This is a genomic window from Grimontia marina (assembly GCF_900060185.1).
Lineage (GTDB): Bacteria > Pseudomonadota > Gammaproteobacteria > Enterobacterales > Vibrionaceae > Enterovibrio > Enterovibrio marinus.
This window is the reverse complement of sequence record NZ_FIZY01000165.1, coordinates 1-1,210: the sequence shown is the minus strand read 5'-3', so window position 1 is coordinate 1,210 and position 1,210 is coordinate 1. Positions and strand designations below refer to the sequence as shown.

The following is a 1,210-nucleotide window of genomic DNA, read 5'->3' as shown; positions in this document are numbered from 1 at the left end:
TGACCGTGATAGTCCCGGTTGTTGAGGTATCCTGGTCAGTGACCTGTCCGGTGGTGTCCCCGGTGACGACAGCCGCATCATTGGTGCCGGTCACGGTCACCACAATCTCATGGGTTGAGCCGTCAGAGGCGGTGAGGGTAAAGGTGTCGTTGGCTTCCTGTCCTTCTGGCAGGGACTGGGCTTTGTCCGGATCGACGGTGTACGTCCACTCGCCGTCCACTAATTCGAAGGTGCCGTAGTTGCCTTCCATGGTGACATTGTCGATGGTGGCGGTGTCGCCACTGTCAGGGTCAGTGACCGTGATAGTCCCGGTTGTTGAGGTATCCTGGTCAGTGACCTGTCCGGTGGTGTCCCCGGTGACGACAGCGGCATCATTGGTGCCGGTCACGGTCACCACAATCTCATGGGTTGAACCGTCAGAAGCGGTGAGGGTAAAGGTGTCGTTGGCCTCTTCACCTTCCGGCAGGGCTTGCGCTTTGTCTGGGTCTACCGTGTAGGTCCAGTTCCCATCCACCAGCGTAAAGGTGCCGTAGTTGCCTTCCATGGTGACATTGTCGATGGTGGCGGTGTCGCCACTGTCAGGGTCAGTGACCGTGATAGTCCCGGTTGTTGAGGTATCCTGGTCAGTGACCTGTCCGGTGGTATCGCCGGTGACCACCGCCGCATCATTGGTGCCGGTGACCGTCACCACAATCTCATGGGTTGAGCCGTCAGAGGCGGTGAGGGTAAAGGTGTCGTTGGCTTCCTGTCCTTCTGGCAGGGACTGGGCTTTGTCCGGATCGACGGTGTACGTCCACTCGCCGTCCACTAATTCGAAGGTGCCGTAGTTGCCTTCCATGGTGACATTGTCGATGGTGGCGGTGTCGCCACTGTCAGGGTCAGTGACCGTGATAGTCCCGGTTGTTGAGGTATCCTGGTCAGTGACCTGTCCGGTGGTGTCCCCGGTGACGACAGCCGCATCATTGGTGCCGGTCACGGTCACCACAATCTCATGGGTTGAGCCGTCAGAGGCGGTGAGGGTAAAGGTGTCGTTGGCTTCCTGTCCTTCTGGCAGGGACTGGGCTTTGTCCGGATCGACGGTGTACGTCCACTCGCCGTCCACTAATTCGAAGGTGCCGTAGTTGCCTTCCATGGTGACATTGTCGATGGTGGCGGTGTCGCCACTGTCAGGGTCAGTGACCGTGATAGTCCCGGTTGTTGAGGTATCCTG

General features: G+C 58.8%; 1 protein-coding gene. It reads right to left on the bottom strand.

The genetic code is table 11. The annotated features are described in order from the left end of the window. Positions 1–1,210 (bottom strand): VCBS domain-containing protein (locus GMA8713_RS25720; RefSeq protein ID WP_198159595.1); only part of this gene is annotated, 1,210 nt, incomplete at both ends.